Raw genomic sequence first — 18,012 nt, forward strand, 5'->3', positions numbered from 1 at the left:
GTTGTAACGAGTAGAGTTACTCAGTACCACCAACGGTTAATGCATCTAATTTCAATGTTGGTTGACCAACACCGACAGGAACACTTTGACCAGCTTTACCACAAACACCAACACCACGATCTAATGATAAATCATTACCAACCATCGAAATTTGCTGCATTGCTTCCATACCTGAGCCAATCAAAGTTGCTCCTTTTACTGGGCGAGTAATTTTACCATCTTCAATTAGATAAGCCTCTGATGCAGAGAACACGAACTTACCAGAAGTAATATCCACTTGACCACCACCGAAGTTTGGCGCATAGATACCTTTTTTAACTGTTGAAATAATTTCTTCAGGCGTATGTTCGCCAGGCAGCATATAAGTGTTAGTCATACGAGGCATTGGCAAATGAGCATAAGACTCACGACGGCCATTACCCGTCGGTGCAACTCCCATTAAACGAGCGTTTAACTTATCTTGCATATACCCCTTCAATACACCATTTTCGATTAATGTATTGTATTGACCAGCAACGCCTTCATCATCAACGTTTAATGAGCCACGACGATCAACTATTGTCCCATCATCGACAATAGTACATACCGAAGACGTTACTTTTTCTCCGATCTTTCCAGAGAATACTGAAGACCCTTTACGATTGAAGTCACCTTCAAGTCCATGACCAACCGCTTCGTGTAATAAAACACCAGGCCAACCAGAACCAAGGACTACGGGCATCATTCCTGCCGGAGCAGCATCCGCATCTAAATTAACTAAGGCCTGACGAATAGCTTCATCTGCAAACTCAAGAGCAATGGATTTACCATTCACTTCAGTTAGAAAATAATCGTAACCATAACGACCACCACCACCAGCACTACCACGTTCACGTTTATCACCACGTTGAACTAATACACTAATCGACAAACGAACCAATGGACGCACATCAGCAGCATAAGTTCCATCAAGTGCAGCAACCAACATTTGTTCGTAAACTCCGCTAATACTTACCGAAACTTCTTGAACTAGTGGCTCTTTTGCTCGGATATAAGCATCAACTTCTTCAAGTAATGCTATTTTTTGTTGTTTATCTAAACTATTAAGAGGATTGATAGGTGCATAGAATTGAGGGATGGCTTGAGATGAAAATGCTTTTACTTTGCCTTCACCACCTTGTTGAACAATACCACGAGCCGCTTTTGCGCTTTGAGTTAATGCTTCAAGATTAATTTGATCAGAATAAGCAAAACCTGTTTTCTCACCAGCAACAGCACGAATACCAACACCACGATCAATATTAAAAGACCCATCTTTAATAATACTATCTTCAAGTACTAACGATTCATGCCAGCAAGACTGAAAGTAGATATCAGCATAGTCTACGTCTCTTTTTGCAATGGTGCTCAAGGTCTGAGACAGTTCCTGCTGACCGATCCCTGCTTGACTCAATAAGGATTGTTCTACTTCTTGCAAACTCATTCGAGGTACTCTTGTTAAGAATTTAAGATCTAGGATCTGATTATGAATAAAAAAGAGTGTATTTTATAGTGAAACTCACTCTTTTCTTTAATAAACCGTATACACACCGAGTTTAGTTTAACTGGCAATTTAATCTTGCATGTTTTTCTACAGGCATTTTTTTACGGATAGACCCTAACTGTGATAAATCAACATCAGCGATAATGACACCCGTGCCCTCTTGTTGCAGGGCCGCTTTATTTCCCCATGGGTCAACGATCATTGAATGCCCCCACGTTTCTCGACCAGCACCATGAGAGCCCCATTGACCAGCGGCTAATAACCAACATTGAGTTTCAATCGCTCTTGAACGCAATAAAATATCCCAATGGGCATATCCCGTTACCTTAGTGAATGCAGCTGGAACGGCAATAATTTCTGCACCTTGTCGACGAAGTTCACTGTACAGTTGAGGAAAACGAACATCGTAGCAAATAGATAATCCTAGTTTCCCAACGGGTGTATCAACAACTTTAATGTCATTACCTGCTGTAAATGTATCAGACTCACGATAGCTTTGGTGCCCATCTTCAACGTCAACATCAAACATATGTAATTTATGATAATGCTCTACAAGCTCTCCGACATCGTTATAAACTAAACACGTTGACGATAAACTTTCATTAGGGTTTCTTATTGGAAAAGAGCCAACGACAAGCCAAATCTGGTATTGCTTTGCCAACCCAGATAACCTCTCTTGTAGCTCTCCCTCCCCAAGGAATTCTGCATGTCGTTCATAATCTTCTTTCTGTCCAAAAACGATACTGTTTTCAGGGGTTAAAGCCAGCTTAGCGCCTTGCTGACGTAATCCTTTTAGCTTGAGATTAAGTTGTTTAATATTATCTTCAGGGTTTACACCTGAATTCATTTGAATAACACCAACCTTTCTCATCATACATCCTTATTATTGACTTTGTTGAAACTCTATATTGCATTAATTATCCGTTTTTTCTGGTAGTTGGTATTCACCTTGACTACGAGATAGTTCTTTTACTGCTGGTGACTCTAATGGGCCTTCAACTTTGTAGTTCACCTGCGTAATAACATCAATAACAGGCGCTATCGCCGTCGTAACAGCAAGTACAATTATTGCAGTCTGTGGGGCAACAGCAAAAGCAGTAAGAATTGGAATACCAGAAGTTAAATCAGGTGTAAAACTCACCTCTGCATCCACTAAACGAGTATTGAGATCAGCCTTGCCTTTAATTGTCATCTCGCCAGCAACCGCATCCATAAGCAAATTATTACTGACAAAAATACCATCCCTCATCTTCCCACTGCCAGTAATCGAGTTGAATGCCATACCATCATCAAAAACATCTCTAAAATCGAGTTTCATCTTACGAATGATAGAATCGATACTAAATAGGCCAAGAAAACGTGCCGCTCCTTTAACATCAGTAATTACACCTTCACCCAAGGTCGAGGAAAGATCTCCTGAAAGTGTATCAACTTGAATGCTCCAAGGTGCCCCTTTCCATTTCAGATCCGCATCCATACTGTATGTTGCTTTTTGGATACCAGAGCTGATACCAAAACGCGCAAGTAATTCGGAATTATTTTCTCCTGATGCTTTCATTTTAAAAGAAGAGAGACTCTTATCTTTATTTAATAGCCAGTCACCTGACATCGCTAATTTATTTTCACCACTGGTGATTTTGAGCTTATCAAGGTAAAAAGTTTTCCCTTTCTTATGCAACTTGGTATCAAGCTTACCTAACTTATAACCTTGTACCCATGTATCTTTAATCGTTAACTCTAAGTTCGGCATCAAACGGAAGAAATGACGATCAAACTCAGAAATAATCGGTTCATGAGCTTTTGCTTGGTTTAGTCGCTTTTGGTTCTCAGGCTCATCTAAGCTTGGAATAAAAATATGAAGATTATCCAATTGAACCAATAGTTCCCCAGTTTCTTTCAAACTTGCCTTTCCATCAACCTCTTGACTATTAACTTGAGCATACCAACCTTGCGATTTTTTACGTGCATTGATATCTACATCATTCCAATCTAACGAAGCTAAATGTAAAGACTTAATATTTGCATCAATACGAGTTGGTATTGGAATGACTGGAAAGTGACTCATTGACGCCTTTTTAGAACTTAACTTTTCTTTATTTAAAATAGGCTCAGATAACCAAGCATCAGCATCAAAAAATTTAGTATTAATAGAGGCAGATTGCCCAACAATAGGGCTCACTCTAAAATTACCACGTCCAACAACGACATGACTGGCTGTAATGACTGGCGTTTCTTTTGTGATATTAATTTCTGTCTGGTATTTCGCATCTGGTAACGTTAAACGCCCCGAGAGTTTTTCTGAATTCCCAGAAACCTGTAATAATGCTGTTTCTCCGTTCCCTTTATTCAACGCCAATGGATAAGGCAACGTTGAACTGACCTCATTTAATGCCGCGTCGACGCCAAGTTGATAAGTGAAGCCAATATCTGCAACCTGTAAATTTATGGTTGAGCTCCATACCGATATACCATCAACTTTATCCATCACTGGCGAATCAATATAGTCTTTAAGCAGTGAAACTTTCCACTGACCTTTCGTTTCAATATTCACACTATAAAAATCAGATTGTGCTTCACCGTTAAAAGAAAGGGATATTGGCTGCCCTAATAACGACGCTTTAATACTTGATGCTTTAACTACATCATTATCAAACTCAATTCGACCTTTTGCATTAGTGAGAACTATATTAGGAGACTGCAATTCGATATGATTATTTGCAAGATCAGCGTAACCCCATGCACGGACATCATCTCCATTAAATGGGATATCAAGACGTAATAACGCATCAACACGATTATCTACTTGAATACTGTTTAATGCTGCACCAACAGAATCAACTAATGGCGTTGCTGTCATATATTCACGAACGGCTTTACCTGAACCATTAGCGGTTGCACGAATAGTTAACTTTCCATCTTCCGATAAGTTAGCAATACGCCCAGTAACACGGGTCGCGTGTACATCCATAAGATCGGCTGAATGTGAGCTTAAGAACATAGAAGCGTTTTGGAACATTAAATCCAATTGAAGATCGGTTAATGGCGGCCACGCAGTATCAAACGAGAACTGAGCATCTTTTAAACCGACTTTAACTTGAAATATGCCATCGTATTTGGTGTAAGGGAAATCAGCGACTTCACCATACCAAAGCAGTTGAACGGTTTTTGCACTACCACCTTGTACGGCTGCAGATAAATAATCCGTTAAATCTTGCCCTAATGCTAAGGTAGGTAAATAACGCCAAGTTTGATCTGCATGAAATGCATCGGCTTCAGCATAAAAAGAGAGTACTGATGGCTTGTCTTTTGGAAAATCTAAACGAAACTCACCTTTAGCTTGCAGATCTGGCGTTGATACTTTGATGTAATCAGACCATAAGCGCCACCCGTTATCATTGACTTCCCAGTAGGCGGTTACATTACCTTGTTTAATATTTAATGGCGCTTGGAATACATCACCATAAGGCAGGGTATCATCCACTAGTGATAATGTTGCTTTGCCCTTTTCTTCATCACCTGCAACTAAAATATCTAATTTATGAAAGCCTGGGAGTAGCTCCCACTGCTTCATTCCTGCAGCATGAATTGATGCTGAATAATTCAACCCTGTGAAGTGATCATACTCAATACGAATATCGTTAATACTTCCTTTGGGATCAAGAGTTGTTAGAAGGTCTGTAATATTATCTTGAGAAGCCGGCAATAACGTTTTCAAGTCTAATGCGCTATGAAGATCAATATGCGCCAGATTTAATACCCACTTATCAGGCTGCCATGTAAAACTTCCTGAAACCTGTGGCCACATATCATTTTGATTCTTAATTCGAATGTCAGAAGCTAATACTTTCCAACCATCTTTATTAGGCTGAAGTTCAAATACCCCAGTCTCAACACTTGCTTGATGTACTTCTTTACCTTCAAGCCAGTTAATATAAGATGGCGATGCCTCAACAAGCGCATCAATTGGTTGGCCATCTTTAAATGACAACCAAGCATTCGCTGAAACTTCACCTTGAGTTACTCCATATTCTTTTTGGATATCATCAGTTATCCACGGAGTGACTTGAATATTTTTGGCCTCGACGTAGAAATTCCCATCCAAGCTTTTAAATGTGCCTTTCTCTTTGAAATTGGCAATGACTTTGAGCTGATTAATCTCACTGCCAAGAATGCTTACAACGCCTTCTGCAAGATGTCTTCTGTTTTCATTTCGCCACTGAAGTGAATCTATTTGAAGTGTTTTATCATTACCATCCAATGCAACAAGAGTTACTTGAGAATCTTTTAATGAAAAGTGATTTAATCTCACTAAAAACAAATCTTCAAGACGCTTTGCCAAAGACTCGTCATTACTTTTTTTACTTGGTTTCTTCGCATCTTCTGCTTCTTTAGAGTCATTACCTAATGACGTCAAATCAGCAACTAACTTATCAATACGTAGGTCAGCAAATTGAGGCTGCAGAGCCCACAGAGAAGAAAGAATATTCAGTTGGATCTCAACCTCCTTAACAGAGATGATTTCATCTCCAGAGATAGGATCTACTGCTGTCAGTTTTTTAAGATTCAATGAGGGATTAGTGTTTCTCCAACGACCATCAAGCTCACCAATAGAGATTGAAAAACCGGTACTTTTGGAAAGAAAAGCTTCAACTTCAGGTTGATATTGATTAAGTGAAGGAAGAAGTAGACGTAGGCTTGTAATGACTAATGCTGCCAGTAAGAATACCAGCAGCAATAATCCCATCAAGCAACGTTCAAAACGAATTAACTTAGTGGTCACGTATTTTTATTCTCTACATCATTACGACATCAAACTGCTCTTGAATATAAAGAGGTTCCGCTTGAATTTTAACCTGTTTACCTATAAATAGTTCGAGTTCAGCAAGTGCATGGGACTCTTCCCCTTCTAGGGCATCAGCGACAGCGACAGAAGCATAAACTACAAATTTATCTGAATCATACGCTCTGTTTACTCGAGTAATTTCACGTAAGATCTCATAGCATACACTTTCTACGGTCTTAACAGCGCCACGTCCTTCGCATGTTGGGCATTGGCCACATAATACATGCTCAATACTTTCACGAGTACGTTTACGGGTCATCTCAACAAGGCCAAGCTGCGTAAAGCCATTTACGTTGGTTTTAACTCTGTCTTTCTCTAATACAGAGCCTAACACTTGTAATACTCTACGGCGATGCTCTTCACTCATCATATCGATAAAGTCGATAATAATAATACCACCAAGATTTCGTAAGCGAAGTTGACGAGCAATAGCCTGAGTTGCTTCGATGTTAGTATTGAAAATCGTCTCTTCTAAGTTACGACGTCCAACAAAAGCACCTGTATTGATATCAACCGTAGTCATGGCTTCAGTTTGATCAATAATCAAATATCCACCTGACTTTAATTCTACCTTACGATCAAGTGCACGCTGGATTTCATTTTCCGTTTCGTACATATCAAAGATAGGCTTGTCGCCAGAATAATACTCAAGTTTTTTGGTTAACTCTGGAACAAACTCAGAGGTAAATTCTTTTAATTTCTCAAACGCCAGCTTTGAGTCAACACGAATTAAATCAAGTTCAGTGCCCACGAAATCACGTAAGATGCGTTGGTCTAAACCTAGCTCACCATACAACATTGATTTCGTTTTGCTCTTTTTACGACGCTCAATAACCTTATGCCATAAACGCTTTAAAAAAGCCGCATCTTGTGAGATTTCAGCTTCACTTGCGCCTTCTGCTGCAGTTCGAATAATAAAGCCACCGAATTCATCGCAATAATCAGAAACCGTATTTTTTAAACGATTGCGTTCTTTCTCACTTTCAATTCGTTGAGATACACCAACATGACTTGCGCCTGGCATAAACACTAAATAGCGAGAAGGAAGAGTAATGTCTGTCGTTAAACGAGCACCTTTAGTTCCAAGAGGATCTTTAACAACTTGCACTACCAAATCTTGCCCTTGGTGTACTAATTGAGAAATATCTCTTACTTGAAATTGACGTTTTTCATTTTCAGATACGCACTCGGTATGAGGAACAATATCTGAGGCGTGCAGAAATGCGGCTTTATCCAAACCGATATCTATAAACGCTGCTTGCATCCCCGGTAATACACGGCTTACTCGACCTTTGTATATATTACCCACAATACCGCGTCTTGCTTCTCTTTCAACATGAATCTCTTGAAGCACTCCGGCCTCAATCATTGCAACTCGAGTTTCGCTCGGAGTTACGTTTATTAACAACTCTGTACTCATTGGAGCACCTCACTAATTTTACAAAAATTGGTGTAAGAGCTGATCTGTTTCCATCAAAGGCAGTCCCATGACAGCGTGATAACTGCCATCAATACGCGAGATAAATCGCCCACCACTACCTTGAATACCGTATGAACCTGCTTTATCGCAAGGCTCTCCACTTTCCCAATATTGTTCTATTTCTTGTATTGAAAGTGTTCTAAACCACACCTGTGTTATTACTGTTTTGGTTCTTTTTTTTTCAGGTGTTGCTAATGTAACGGCTGTCATTACTTGATGTTGACGACCAGACAAAGCTAAGAGCATTCTCTTAGCATCTTCAAAATCTTTAGGTTTTTCTAGAATAACACCATCAATAACAACGATGGTATCAGAGCCCAGCACTGGGATATTCTTATTTTCTATTTGTTCTATGGCTTTCACACCTGCTTGCGCTTTATCTTGTGATAATCGCTCGACGTACATAAGAGGCGTTTCATGTGCTTGATGCACCTCTGCAACATCAACAGACAAGATCTCAAATTGATAGCCCAATTGAGCTAATAGTTCTTTTCTTCGTGGAGATCCTGAAGCTAAGAATACTTGAGTAGTCATTACATTTCCTTATCGAATTGACCAATGACGGCGAACTCTACGCATTAACAAAAATAACCAAGGCCATAAAATAAAGTTTAACACGCCAGCCCATAAGAAGTGTGCGTTGAAAGACACATCATGAACTAAAAATTCACCCATAAACTCTAAAAGTTTACCTAATAAGGTTAATCCTGAAAAAATAGCAGCTTGTTGCCATAATGCTAAGTTTCTCAATACCTTAAAATTAGCGGCCACAAGATAAACTAAAATTGCCATAGTCATACCACGAATACCCAGAGTGGTCCCCAATAGAAGGTCCCAAAGAATACCCAGTAGCATTGCTGTTCCGACATTAACTCGATGAGGTAATGCAAGTACCCAATAAAAGGTAACGAGAATAATCCAAGACGGTCGGAGGACTTCTAACGCTCCAGGCCATGGTGCTGCTTGTAAAGTTAAGGCAATTAAAAAAGAAAGCCAAATAATGATTCTACCGCGCATTAAGTGACTACTGCTCATTTGCCATCTCCTCTGTACTCACTTCTGTTCCTGTTGGCCATACTAATAATAGGTAACGTAACTTATCAAATTCAACCGAAGTTTCTAAATCAATTGAAGCAAAGGGACGCTTATTATCATTATCAACCATAGAAACATAGCCGACAGGGTAACCTTCAGGGTAACGTCCACCTAAACCAGAGCTCACAAGTAAGTCTCCAACTTCAATATCAGTATTTGTCGGTATATGCTCTAGTTGCATAGTATCTAAGTGGCCTTTACCAGAAGCAATCACTCGAATATCGTTTCTAACAACCTGCACAGGAATGGCATTATTTGGATCGGTTAGTAATAAAACTCGACTATTGTGAGCACCAACGTAGTTAATTTGCCCAACAATACCTTTATCACTGATCACCGGCTGACCTTCATAAACACCATCAACTTGGCCTTTATCGATCATAACTTGATGTGTATAAGGAGCTGAATCTACCGCCATCACCTCAGTTACCATTTTTTTCTCATCTCGAATAAACGGTGAACCAAGTAGATCGCGTAATCGACTGTTTTCTTGCTTGAGTTGTTCCATCAACAATAAATTGCTGTTCTGCACAAACATCTCTTGCTTAAGCTTTTGATTTTCAAACATGAGAGTATTACGGCTATTAAACCTGTCATACATGCCATCAAACATAGTACGAGGAAGATTTGCCGCATAATGAATCGGAGAAACAAAACTATTTAATAAATAACGAATGTCGGAAAACGCATTTAAACGACTATCGGCTAGCATGAGGCTAGCCGATACCATTACAGCAATAAACAGGCGAAACTGTAGAGAAGGACCTCTATCAAAGATTGGAGTCATATCCACTCACCCGTTAGTTGTTATTACTCTTCACTAAAGAGATCGCCACCATGCATGTCGATCATTTCTAATGCTTTACCGCCGCCACGAGCAACACACGTAAGTGGTTCTTCGGCAACAACGACAGGGATACCCGTTTCTTCAGTAAGAAGACGGTCTAAATCACGTAAAAGTGCACCACCACCAGTCAATACCATACCATGCTCTGAAATATCAGAAGCAAGTTCTGGTGGACATTGTTCTAGTGCTACCATAACTGCAGATACGATACCTGATAGAGGCTCTTGAAGTGCTTCTAAGATTTCATTTGAGTTAAGCGTAAAGCTACGAGGTACACCTTCTGCAAGGTTACGACCACGAACTTCAATTTCGCATACGTCATCGCCAGGGTAAGCTGAACCGATTTCGTGCTTAATGCGCTCAGCCGTAGCTTCACCGATTAGGCTGCCATAGTTACGACGTACGTAGTTGATGATCGCTTCATCAAAACGGTCACCACCAATACGTACAGATGAAGAGTAAACCACACCATTTAGTGAGATAACGGCAACTTCTGTTGTACCGCCACCTATATCAATAACCATTGAACCAGTTGCTTCTGATACAGGAAGACCCGCACCAATCGCAGCAGCCATTGGCTCATCGATTAGGTACACTTCACGAGCACCAGCGCCTTGTGCTGATTCACGAATTGCACGGCGCTCAACTTGTGTAGAACCACAAGGAACACACACTAATACGCGTGGGCTTGGACGTAAAACACTGTTGTCATGCACTTGTTTGATGAAGTGCTGAAGCATTTTCTCTGTCACATAGAAGTCAGCGATAACGCCATCTTTCATTGGACGGATAGCAGAAATATTACCAGGAGTACGACCTAGCATTTGCTTCGCATCATGACCAACAGCAGCAACACTTTTCGTTGAGCCATTACGGTCTTGACGAATAGCAACTACTGACGGTTCATCAAGAACGATGCCTTGACCTTTTACATAAATAAGTGTGTTGGCAGTACCTAGATCAATCGATAGATCGTTTGAAAACATGCCACGAAGTTTCTTGAACATAATCTTCGTATTTCCTGAAAGCGTGATAATAAGATAAATATATCTAAATGTACCAATGCCTAGCCTAATCAGCAAGGCATTGCTACAGAATCCTGAAGCAAATCAGGATTTTTATTAATATTTTAGTTAGAAGTACCAATTATGTTACTTTCGCCGCGAAATATGATGCGATCATTTCCACGGTAAATACCAAAGGTAACCACAGTTGATGGATCTTCATCGCCTTGGCCTCGCCAATTGTATTGCAACCAAGGTTGTTCGTCATTCGACCACGAAGCATTCTGACAGTTCATATTAGGATCATCTTTTTGTACCGATTCAGGGTCTAGACATAACCAGAAGCGTACTTGTTCACGTAAATTACTGCTGTCTGGCTCAGCAATCAGAGAAGCCGTATTAACACCATTAACGACAACCCCACTCCCAGTTAACTTAGATGCACTCGAATTCGTAGGATCTGACCATATAATTTGTTTATCATGTTTTGCGCCATCAAAATGAGAGTTCTCGTCTGTTTTACTAACAACAAATCGACTCCCATTCCAGAACTCAACTCGGAGTGGGATAATCACACGTTGACCTACAGCCGTTCCAACACTATCTAGTACCATTCGGCCGTATCGAGTACTCGGTTGAGATAACAATTCTTGTTCCAACACTGCTTCTTGATTTTTATCAAAAGAAACAGGATCAACTCCACTTATTGCTAAGCTCAACGCAGTCGTTATCGAATCCCCTCCCTCATTAAATGGACCATCAGCCGTTGTTATTACATTACCAGCCAACATTGATGCACTTTTTCTTGACCAAATGACACTATTTGAAAGATCTGACGTCTCCCAAGTCGCATTATTACTCCAATGAGTATTATCTAAATCAGAAGACGCAATATTCAACCGACTATTATAGCCACCGGTTAATAAGAAACTGGCTTTTAAGTTTGTATCAAACAACCCATAGTTAGCGACGATTGAATCATTATAAGAATAAGCTGTTACTTCAAAGTTTACGTCATCAAAAGGTTGTGCCATATAGGAATAAGTCCCTTCTGAAGATCCTTGATTTTCAGGGTAATCCCATAATGTATTTGTAATGGAAAAATAAGCAGGATAGAAGCGACCTACTGGTTTATAGCCCTTATCTATACCACCTTGAATACCATCATAAAAACCAACACTTGAAGCCTCTACGTTAAATTGAATACTACCAACCTCATCATAAGTCATGTTTTCAAATAGATAATGACTAGTTGAGTTACTGCCTGCATAAATATTATTAGAAAAAGAAAGCAACGGAGATAAAGTACCTAACGCTCCTCCTATGCTTGATTGCGGAGTATTTAACGTCGGATCTAGTGCCGTAATTAACGCCTGAGGAGCCGATGGCTTAAAGAAATTTTGCGTTACTGGCAACTCACATAAATCAGAATTAGGGCTACTGCTATATTGAACTGGTTTAACTTTAAGAGAAAATGCTTCAGCTGCTGCAACAAAAGCAGGGCCATTCGAACTGTTACCATCTGCTGCAACATCACTACAAACTGCAAGCTTCCATGGTCTAGATTCAACATTTACAATTGTTGATAACAAGCCTGAATCAATAGGGTAATCATTACAATCAAAATTAGGAGGGCAAATAAAGCTAGGATCACTCAATGCAAAGTGGAGTGAACCAGCTTCTCCATAAGTTAAATTAGTTGTCGCTATGCCTTGATTAAAAGTAAGTCCAATTTGATTTGGATTTATCAGACTAGCCAACTCTAAATCTGTTCTTATTCCATCATATGAATTAGGAGAATCTAAAATATACGGCGATACCTCTAATTGTTTATTACCATTATAGTCTTGAACAATATCAGGAGATCCGTCATTACAAGCCAATACATTGATATCAAAACTCTGCGATTTATTTGCAATAGCTTTAATCGTATTAACATCAAATTTAAATGGCACAAATTCAAAGTGTTCTTTCTCTGTCTCGTTCAGATTATCACTAGAAGCAGTAACATCAAAAATATCCAAATCGGAGCTATCTAAGTACAGTGTTTTTTCACCATCTACGAACGTTGAACCTGTAATTGAGCAATCAGCAGCAACTGATTTATCTGGAGATTCTGACCAACATGCAGAGCCATTATCTTTAGTATTAATCACTGCAGAAAAAAACTTATTAAATCCGAGAACAGGGCCATTATCATCTTCAACGGTAAATTTCACAGGAATACGTTCACAGGTTAAACTGTAATCAATTTGTGGAGTGACTTTTAAAGTATAGTTTTTAGGAGGGTCAAAGCATTCACTTTGTCCAATAATGCGTGAATTAGAGAATAATTTAAGGGTTTTAGCAGTTACCGCTCCATATACAGAAACACGACCATTTAAGGCTATATTACCTTCACTATATAAATGCGCTTTTAATAAATTAGACCCGGCCATAAGTATATTGGCATTTACTCCATGGGCTGCAATTAATAAGTTATCAGGTTTCGCCTCATGATTATAAATAACATTGCCTGGATCATTCCAATTTTGAACATGAATAATTGTTTTTTCTATATTAGAAAAATGAATTTCAGCGAATCCTGTTGCACTAAATTGATTTACCCAATAGATCCCAGGCTCAATAACTACTTGAATATAATCAACAGCATTCCCCCCCATCAGATTTATCGCGGTGTAATGACCTGGACTAATTGTGATATCACTTAATCCGTTTATAGACCCGTCGACCCCAGTAAACTCTGTAGTTACTGATAAGTGAGGTACAATTAAAGAAGGTTCTGCAATACAATCACCGCTACTTCCATCGCTATCCTCACAGGTATTTCCTGATTTTAGATTCATAGAGCCAGAAGGAAAACCAACCGTACGGTTAGGGGTTTCAATATACGAACGGTTTTGTCCCTTTTCCCCATCAACAATTAATTGTGTTTCTATTCCTCCACCATCAAACCAAGTTTGAGCCGCTGATGGAAAATATTCACACATATCAAATAGATCATTTTTATTTTCAAAAACCAAATAACCAACAGTCTCTAAAGCACCATGCTCTCGAGTAATATGATCTTCATCAAGCATAAATGATAATTCATTATTCTGTTGGCCTTCGCATAAACGTAGCCAACCACCATCCGCACCTTGACGTGTTTGCTTCGATATTAATACGGTATAGTTAGAGTCAAATGACGGTGGTAATGAAATTATATTATTCAGACAAGAGCGTGCCAATGTATTCAAGGCTCCAACGTCATCGCCTTTACGTTTCTTTTGGTTAACATTCTCCTTTTTCCCAACAACAAACGAAGTCCCGCGATCCGTAATTCCACTAAAGTCTTGAATCGCTAAATAGGCTATTTTTTCTGGTTTATCATTCGCAGGCATAATAGAAGAACGCCCTAATTCGAGAGTTGTTTCAAAATTTTGAGGGGATACATATCTATTTGAAGTGGTTGCCCATACATTAGTTTGAGATAACCCTTGAACCTGAGTAAAGACTATTGGAGGCCTTGAAAAAGGTAATTTAAAATCAACATTTAACCACTTCTTATGCTTGTGCTTTACTTTTTTTCCAATATAAGCGACGCCAGAAATAACCCCAGCTTCAGCCAACATAGTAGGCTGTGTTGGATCTAATACAATCTTCCCTTCCTCAACCACTACATATTGAATTGACAACATTTGAATTTGTTCAGATTGTTCATACACCCGAGTTTTTTGACGTATCGTCGCATTAGTTGAAGAAACACTTTCAAGAAATAATGTAGACGACACATCGGTCGTATAATTAGCAGTATCAAAAGAAGAGAATAAAAAAACTAATGGGGATGTATAAGTATTCTCGAATGTAATAGTACAACTTTGTTCTATACAATTTTGATTATTCAGTACTCCAAACTCAAAATTATTATTTGCGCTTGCATGAGAAATAAAAACAATAAAAAGAAAACTTAACTGTAGTAACCGTTTTATATAAACCACAATAGCCATCAATTTATCTCCTTCGCCCATACTTCTTGCACTCGCGTCATTTTATTTGCTCCAGAGCCACAAATAGCCGTGCTCTTTATTTTAAAATATTGAATAATTTCATCATGATAAGAAACTTCACTCCTTTCACACACCACACTAGGGTTATGACTGCATCCACTATTTGCCAAAGCCATATTCGGATTACGCTCAATCCCATCACAAATAGCATCGTCAACACCTGATTGCCCTAAAGGAAATAACTGAACCAAACCCCATTCAGCACCTGAGTGTGCTAAAAACCAAGCTTGTGTTCCTAACACTTCCTTTGAAACCGTATCTGAATTACTGGTTTCGACCTTCAATAAATTTAATGATAAATAGCCGATAACAACCATAACGACAATCGACATGATTAACAGGTTACCTTTTTGCTTTGTTTGATTATGGAACATTAATCACCTGCACATCATGTTGATATTGGGTTGTTTCACCTAGATCATTTTCAAACGCTAACACCATTCTGACCATACTATTTCGGTGTATTGACGCCTGCTCAAAAATGAATTTACCGCTATTAATGTGATTAGCCAACTGATTAGCAACACTTAATTTGGTCTGTGTGTTTGTAATCGTTCGATTCACTTTTCCGGGAACAATACAGTAACTAATGACTTCAGGTTTATAAATAAAAGCACGTCCAGATACCGAGTTAGAAGTAAATGCGGGGTTGTTATTGGTAGAAAAATTAATCGTAGAAACGCCACCAGAAACAGTAACCGAATCAATAGCAACATATCGACTACCGTTAATTTCAATCAACTCATTTTGATTGCTTGGATTAATGGTAAGGTTTAAGCCTGCAATCACACTGGCCTTATTAGAAAGTAGAACCGTATCAATTTGCTTTTCATTAAATAGTGGTAGTTCTAAATAAAAGGCTCTCGCCTCTACAGGAATAAAGCTAACACACTCTTGGGAGCTTGAAACTTCAATACTATTAGGCACGGCATGACGTAATTCACGGCTCAATTTCTCAATCAGAAATTTTGCCTGCATTTGATTATCTTGACGATCAATGCTGTCGTTATAACTTTGAAATCCGAGCTGAAGCGTATTGCTCGCAGCCAAAGCCACAATGCCAACCACTACAACCGTTAAAATCAATTCAATTAAGGTAAATCCACTTAATTTCGTCATTAATAATTACCTCTGTAAGCACTAAAGGTATATTTGGCATATTGGCTTGCATAAAGCGTGATAATTATTTTTTTATATTGCGTAATAGCAGTATTCTGAGCATCTATATCTGCATACATAACATTAATTTCTACGGTAAAATGCTTATATTCATCCGCACTTGATGTATCTATTAATTGGTTTAATTGATATGACGGTAAAGTATTTGATGAACATTCAGATAACACTCCCCAGCAACCAATAAAATCATCCACATCATTAAACGTGATAGCGCTATTTTCTGCTGCTCCATCTCGTCCCAAATTCTTCACCAAAGTACAACTCGGAATCATCATTCCAGAGTGCACTTCTCCACAACGATATTGGCCACCATTAGGATCGCTATGTTGATCGAATTGACGACTTAATATATCCGTCATCACTGAGTGCCCAAGCGCAGCAGCTTGTGCTTGATAAGTTGCTTTATGGGATGTAGCTGAAGAGGTAAACACACCAGAAATCAATACTGATAATGCAAAGCCTAGAATCATAATACCGACGATTGATTCTATTAAGGTTAGCCCTTGCTGATAGGTAGGTTTCAACCTCATATTTGGCACCCTATATCTTGAGTTGAACGATAGATAAATCCTTCACTATTAATACATACAGAACGGCTTTCATTTGAAGAAGGTGTTGTTATGGTAATACGACAGTCGTTACTTATACAAAGTGAAGAGGTAGCAGAAGACGTCACTGCTGTTATTGGTCTACCAAGTAAATCAAATGACAACTCAGAAACAGCTCCACTCCCAGAGTTAAAAGCGTAACTTAGTTTGATTAACTCTAATTGTTGCTGATCCGTATCTTTAGAATAATCAGAAAGTACCGCACTGGACATGCCTTGGCTTTGACAAGATTGAGAGACACCAAACTTACTCGTTATCATTAAAATTGAGCGACAAGAATCGCTATTATCGGGGGTATTAGTTTGCATTGCAGCAATCTGGACTTGACGCAAGATGGATACAACCTGCTCTTGAGTTGCTGCTGCAGAAAAGCGACTCGCCCCCATGTATTTACTAGAGGTGTAAATAGCAATAATCGCTAGAATAACGATCACAACAATCAATTCAACTAATGTGAAACCTTTTGTTTTTATTGTTTTTTTTTGTAGGGATACTACGAGGGGAAAAATCATCATCCGTTACCTTATTGTCTCCTGTTACTAGGATAACGGAATTTATAAGGATAGCGAAGGTAATGTTAATTTTAGATACAAAAAAGCCAGCAAAGATCGCTAATGCCAGTCAGTTAAGCGAACATCAATAAAAACAAGGGCTTCAGACGAATTTATTACAATCATTCTGGAGCCCTTGTTGTATCTATCTTTCACTCTCTTAACGGGTACTTTGCCATATCTATTAGACATTGAATAAATAGTGCATAATTACTCAATAAAGTGACTAACTGATCGGCATTAGCAAAGATCGCTGGCTTTTAGAGGTATATTAAGGTTTATTTATTAACACTTAGTCGCAGTTACAATTGCAGAGACACCAGATGAAAGTGTCGTTGCTTCACTGTATGTTACATAACAATTGGTCTCTGTAATTTTTGAAGCTAAAGTTGGTTTTGGATCTTGTTTAAAACCAACAACTAATGTTGAACCAGAAACAACAGAACTCCAATCCTCATCTAAACCAACAACCGCCGCACCAATACCAGCAGAAGTTGCTTTAGGGTAGCCGTAAACAGTATCAATACCATCAATAGCAACAGTCTTTTCTGATGTTTCTTTACCATCAATTGCAGCCTTACCATACACAATACCAGAAGCTCCTGACATTGCACCTTTTAAACCTTGCAGTGACGATTCACGAGCATCAGATTGCAGGTTAAGAAATTTAGGTGCTGCAGTTACTGCTAGAATACCTAGAATAACGATTACAACTACCAACTCAATAAGTGTGAAACCACCTTGTCTTTTCATGCTACTTCTCTCTTTTATTATTAATATGATGGTACTTAAATGGTGCCACCGTTATTGTTAAAACTAATATATAGATATAAT

At 38.9% G+C, this 18,012-nt stretch carries 14 protein-coding genes; all 14 read right to left on the bottom strand.

Features of this window, described 5'->3' with window-relative positions; all coding sequences use genetic code 11:
• Positions 1-16 precede the first annotated feature (16 nt).
• The 14 genes from tldD to AC2IP4_RS12045 all read right to left on the bottom strand — a co-directional run bounded on the left by tldD (position 17) and on the right by AC2IP4_RS12045 (position 17,931).
• A complete protein-coding gene (gene tldD / locus AC2IP4_RS11980; RefSeq protein ID WP_486310309.1) occupies positions 17-1,462 on the bottom strand; it encodes a metalloprotease TldD in 1,446 nt (481 codons plus the stop codon).
• Between the two features lie 112 nt (positions 1,463-1,574).
• Positions 1,575-2,393, bottom strand: coding sequence for a carbon-nitrogen hydrolase family protein (locus tag AC2IP4_RS11985; protein WP_105053956.1), 819 nt, complete (start codon positions 2,391-2,393; stop codon positions 1,575-1,577).
• A 42-nt stretch (positions 2,394-2,435) separates the two neighbouring features.
• Positions 2,436-6,302: a YhdP family protein gene (locus AC2IP4_RS11990; RefSeq protein WP_375321732.1), complete on the bottom strand. Its 3,867-nt coding sequence runs from the start codon at positions 6,300-6,302 to the stop codon at positions 2,436-2,438.
• 13 nt (positions 6,303-6,315) lie between these two features.
• Positions 6,316-7,785, bottom strand: a complete 1,470-nt coding sequence (gene rng / locus AC2IP4_RS11995; protein ID WP_105053954.1) for a ribonuclease G — start codon at positions 7,783-7,785, stop codon at positions 6,316-6,318.
• Positions 7,786-7,803: 18 nt separating this feature from the next.
• Positions 7,804-8,379, bottom strand: coding sequence for a Maf family protein (locus AC2IP4_RS12000; protein ID WP_375321731.1), 576 nt, complete (start codon positions 8,377-8,379; stop codon positions 7,804-7,806).
• A 9-nt stretch (positions 8,380-8,388) separates the two neighbouring features.
• Positions 8,389-8,880, bottom strand: coding sequence for a rod shape-determining protein MreD (gene mreD / locus AC2IP4_RS12005; RefSeq protein WP_105053952.1), 492 nt, complete (start codon positions 8,878-8,880; stop codon positions 8,389-8,391).
• Positions 8,870-9,727 (bottom strand): rod shape-determining protein MreC, encoded by an 858-nt coding sequence (mreC, locus tag AC2IP4_RS12010; RefSeq protein ID WP_375321730.1) that lies wholly within the window; start codon positions 9,725-9,727, stop codon positions 8,870-8,872. Before mreC ends, mreD begins: the two co-directional genes overlap by 11 nt.
• A gap of 23 nt (positions 9,728-9,750) precedes the next feature.
• Entirely contained in the window at positions 9,751-10,794 is a 1,044-nt protein-coding gene (locus tag AC2IP4_RS12015; protein WP_060992546.1) for a rod shape-determining protein, read from the bottom strand.
• A 122-nt stretch (positions 10,795-10,916) separates the two neighbouring features.
• Complete coding sequence (locus tag AC2IP4_RS12020) at positions 10,917-14,780, bottom strand: DUF6701 domain-containing protein (RefSeq protein ID WP_486310310.1); 3,864 nt, start codon at positions 14,778-14,780, stop codon at positions 10,917-10,919.
• Complete coding sequence (locus tag AC2IP4_RS12025; RefSeq protein WP_375321728.1) at positions 14,780-15,214, bottom strand: MSHA biogenesis protein MshP; 435 nt, start codon at positions 15,212-15,214, stop codon at positions 14,780-14,782. Before AC2IP4_RS12025 ends, AC2IP4_RS12020 begins: the two co-directional genes overlap by 1 nt.
• The gene (locus AC2IP4_RS12030) at positions 15,204-15,959 is read right to left on the bottom strand and encodes a PulJ/GspJ family protein (protein WP_375321727.1); all 756 of its coding nucleotides are present in this window, start codon (positions 15,957-15,959) and stop codon (positions 15,204-15,206) included. Before AC2IP4_RS12030 ends, AC2IP4_RS12025 begins: the two co-directional genes overlap by 11 nt.
• Positions 15,959-16,549, bottom strand: a complete 591-nt coding sequence (locus tag AC2IP4_RS12035; RefSeq protein ID WP_486310311.1) for a type IV pilus modification PilV family protein — start codon at positions 16,547-16,549, stop codon at positions 15,959-15,961. The genes AC2IP4_RS12030 and AC2IP4_RS12035 overlap by 1 nt, the downstream gene beginning before the upstream one ends.
• On the bottom strand, positions 16,546-17,142 hold the full coding sequence (locus AC2IP4_RS12040; RefSeq protein ID WP_486306980.1) for a prepilin-type N-terminal cleavage/methylation domain-containing protein: 597 nt from the start codon (positions 17,140-17,142) through the stop codon (positions 16,546-16,548). Before AC2IP4_RS12040 ends, AC2IP4_RS12035 begins: the two co-directional genes overlap by 4 nt.
• Before the next feature lie 321 nt (positions 17,143-17,463).
• Positions 17,464-17,931, bottom strand: coding sequence for a type II secretion system protein (locus tag AC2IP4_RS12045; protein WP_375321724.1), 468 nt, complete (start codon positions 17,929-17,931; stop codon positions 17,464-17,466).
• Positions 17,932-18,012: the final 81 nt, after the last annotated feature.

The organism is Aliivibrio thorii, from assembly GCF_057368585.1.